We start from the raw sequence: 3,108 nt of genomic DNA, 5'->3' as shown, positions 1-3,108 counted from the left end.
ATCCATTATATCATCGTGTATAAGGAGATAGCTTTGAAGTAGCTCAATACCAGTCATCACATTTGTTATAGTTGCTAGATCGCCGCTTCCCCATTCCCTGCTCCAGTAGCCCCCACATCCGGAGGACAAAAATGCCGTTAGCTATACCGGTAGAGCTATATGAGAAACTTGCAGAGAAGTTAGGTAAAGAGACTGCTTTAGAGGTAGTTAAAGTCTTTGAAGAAACACAAAAACAGCTTGAAGACAAAGTAGTAGAAGAAACCAAAAAGAGAAAAATCGAACTCAGAGATGAACTTAGAAAAGAGTTAGCTACCAAAGAAGATATATTACTAACCAGACAAGAGATTGAAATAGTCAGACAAGAAATTGAGACCCTAGGAACTACTGGAGGCTGAGGAACCTTGGAGCAAGGGTAAGCTTCCTGCACTATATTATTGGGATGCTCATTATCTCAAGGAAGAATCCCATAGCAGCTATTCCAGCAGCTATTTTAGCTATGATAAAATAGAATTTCTTTCAATCCATTCCAGCTGCTTCGCACTAAATACTTAGGCTTTCAGTCTTTTCTAATTGCTTTTCTTCTGTTTCCTTCTCAAGTATCTCTATTATTTTCTTTAGTGATTCTATAAGATAGAATTAAAAGTATTCTCTTATCTGGCGTGCTGTCCTCCAGTTTCTTCAGAGTCTACACAATAGAATTGAGAAAAGAAAAAGTAATTAGGAGTTGTTACGCATGAAGTCATTATTGCAACAGAACTTCTAATGGCAAGTTTAATAATTATACAAAAGAAAATAATATAGAAGAAGAAACAACCCACGAAAACCGCACAAAACCCCTGTATCAATAAAGAATTAATTGAAGGGGTGTTATGTTTTAATACGTGAGTTGTGTAGTTTTTAGCAGAGTTTAGAGATGTTTGTGTTTCTTGGTTAATTTTGGTGATATTTCTGGTTGTTTTAGTCTTCTTAGTCTAGCTTTGTAGAATGACGTGGTGCTTGTGGGTCTTGCTAGGGAAGTTTTACTGACTTGTTTTTTGATCGATCTGAAATTTAGAAGAGAGGTTGACTATGAAGCTGATTGCCTTGCTCCAGAGGCCCGAGTATCTCTGCCGTTATTTCAAACCCTTTACTCAAGATTAGGTAGCTTGAAGCAATCTTCACGAATTCTTCATGAGTAGCGGGGAGAGATTTCCAAGCCAGGCCTTTAAGCCAGCCTAAAGCAAGCAGGGACCCCCAACTGGAGACCTGCTCAAGCAGGTGAAGAGCCTCACTCACCCACAACACTTAACCCAAAAATCCACATAATCACCCAACCTAAGAACCTCAAACACGTCACAGCAAGTAAAACTAGGAGTAAGATACCAAACCAAGTGAACCAGCAAAGAAAACCTCAACAAATCAAGCAACCTTTAACAAACTACCTCACAGTAACATCACAGGCTCCACACTCAAGCAAATACCCAGCCCCCCCACATAACGAACATTCAAACACCCAACAGCTCTCACACCAATCCAAAACCCACAAAGTAAATAATTTGAAAATAACGCTTAATCCTGAAAAAACTTTAACTCCTGAAGCATCTCTCAACACAGAACTACTCACTAAGCCAAACACTCCTAATCGAGAATCAAACACTCCTAGCACCAAATCCTCAAACAAGAGAATTGAAATAAGATATTTAAATTCAGAATGCAATCAATAGTTCGGTGACATATTGATTAATAGTCAATTCTCCACAATAAACATCCGAGAAGTACTCTCTGATGACAAAGAACTATCAAAGGTTGTTAGGCAATTACTTGATCTAAAAAAAGACTCTGCTGAAAATCTATTAAGACGGACAACTTCAACTGCCTACAGAAGAATTTACGAACACTTAACATCAGTCCTCGATAGAGCCACAGTAATACTATCAAAACCCGAGCCAAATGACATTAGTGAAATAATTATAGGCCTTTCTAAAGGCTTAATTCTTATCGAATACCAGTTTGAAAGAAATGAGATAAATCAAGCCTTAAGCATTGAGCTGAAAAAAATCTTAACGAATCTGCTAGACTCAGTAGAAGAGACTAACGCAATTAAGAAGTTTGAGAGAGCCAGAACACTACTTGACGCCCTAACAGTTTTGGTATACAAGTATGCCAGGTGAGCAACGTGAGCGCCAGAAATAAAGTATTCGAGAGGCAATTAACTGGATACGCGACCTTCAACCTACAATTCGAAACTAAGATAGGATTACTAATTCAAGCACCCATTCAAGCACAAGCATACAGAATAGGAGGTGCCGACAAATACCATATTACCACAAAGATAAGATATAGTGACACAGAACTTGAGGTACCCTACATCCCCGGTAGCAGCATTAAGGGGAGACTCAGAGCCCTACTAGAAATAGCAACAAATCAGAATCTATACACAACAGACAAAAAAATATGGCAGTACACTAGGAGTCTCAGAGCCATGAGCATTGATGAATTCATTAAAGACATACGCGAAAGAAACCCAATAAGCGAGCTCTTCGGTTGGGCCGCAGCAAACTTCAAGCAAATAGTAGATGAGCTGAAGAAAGAGAAGTCTATGGGAGACCAGCAAGCCGAAGAAGAGGTTTATAAGGCGTTTCAGCTCTTATCAATTACTAGACTCCTCTTCTCAGACTTCTACCCAACACCAGACTATGTTAAGAAGAATAGAATAACTTCAGTAGACGACTTCCTTGAACGTAAGCCAGAAAACAGAATAGATAGATACACAGCTGCGGCAGACCCGCGTGAAATCGTTAGAGTAAGGCCGGGCGTAGAATTCGAGGGTGTAGTAAACATGCTACTATTCGACCACGATAAAAACATGATAAGCAAGTACTTAGAGATCTTCGTGACAGGACTTGAGCTACTTGAAGCAACATACCTAGGAAGCAGCGGTTCCAGAGGCTATGGGAGAATAAGATTTACCGGAAAAAGCGTCAAAGTACTCAAAATAAACCCCAGGAATATTGAGTCAGGCAGAATGATCTCTGAAGTTTCTACAATAGAATTCAAGAACCTCCAGGACCTAAGAACACAACTCGAGAAGCTAAAAGAAGCCCTACAAAACCTCTACACTTAATTTGG

At 39.4% G+C, this 3,108-nt stretch carries 2 protein-coding genes and 1 pseudogene; all 3 read left to right on the top strand.

What is annotated here, in order from left to right:
- Nucleotides 1–131 precede the first annotated feature (131 nt).
- Nucleotides 132–377, top strand: a pseudogene (locus tag QXV08_RS08695) (hypothetical protein); the annotation flags it as partial.
- Nucleotides 378–1,715: 1,338 nt separating this feature from the next.
- On the top strand, nucleotides 1,716–2,150 hold the full coding sequence (locus QXV08_RS08690) for a hypothetical protein (protein ID WP_342821548.1): 435 nt from the start codon (nucleotides 1,716–1,718) through the stop codon (nucleotides 2,148–2,150).
- A 5-nt stretch (nucleotides 2,151–2,155) separates the two neighbouring features.
- Nucleotides 2,156–3,103 (top strand): type III-A CRISPR-associated RAMP protein Csm3, encoded by a 948-nt coding sequence (gene csm3, locus QXV08_RS08685; protein WP_342784185.1) that lies wholly within the window; start codon nucleotides 2,156–2,158, stop codon nucleotides 3,101–3,103.
- Nucleotides 3,104–3,108 lie beyond the last annotated feature (5 nt).

It is taken from the genome of Desulfurococcus sp. (assembly GCF_038881575.1).
Taxonomy (GTDB): Archaea; Thermoproteota; Thermoprotei_A; order Sulfolobales; family Desulfurococcaceae; genus Desulfurococcus.
The sequence above is the reverse complement of the archived record's forward strand: the minus strand, read 5'-3'. Positions and strand labels throughout refer to the sequence as shown.